Consider the following 640-nt stretch of genomic DNA (forward strand, 5'->3'; position numbering starts at 1 on the left):
ATCGAAGCCGCGCATCCGGACGATCCCCGCGCGCAGATCCTCGGATGGGTCACCTATTTTTCGGACGAGGCGCGCGCCTGGTCGCACCGCGGCTGCGCGTTCATCAACTCGATCGCGGAGCTGCCCGATCCGGAACATCCCGGCCGCAAACTGATCGAGGAACACAAGGTGCGGCAATGGCGGCGACTGGCCAGCCTGTGCGAGCGGGCGGGCCTGGCGTCGCCTGAAGAGACGGCGAGCGAACTCACGTTCCTGTTCGAGGGTGCGCAGGTGTCCGCGCAGAACCGGTCAGTCCGCGACGCCGACCGGCAGTTGCGGCGGATCGTCGAGGCCGTCATCGCACGGCAGGGTACGGTCGATCGTCGGTGAATGGAGCGGGTGAAGAGGATAATTTCACTTTATGAAAGAGTTTCAGCAAAAGTTGAAACAACCAATAATAATGAAATCATGCCGACGATTTTCAATAAATATGGTATTTTCAGCAAATGATGAAAGATACTAATCCAATGAAAGCGTCGGAAGCCCGGGCTGGTGAGGCGCTGCGCTTGGTGCTTGAAAAAATCCCGATCCTTCAGATAGAAGGCATCGAAGCCGAAGCCTTATCCGGCGGCGATTGGGAGCCGGACTTGACCGCTCGGCT

General features: G+C 58.4%; 1 pseudogene. It reads left to right on the forward strand.

Annotated elements, in window-relative coordinates:
• Positions 1–369: pseudogene (locus tag D1012_RS22015) on the forward strand (hypothetical protein); the annotation flags it as partial.
• Positions 370–640 lie beyond the last annotated feature (271 nt).

The organism is Pseudotabrizicola alkalilacus (genome assembly GCF_003443995.1).
Lineage (GTDB): Bacteria > Pseudomonadota > Alphaproteobacteria > Rhodobacterales > Rhodobacteraceae > Pseudotabrizicola > Pseudotabrizicola alkalilacus.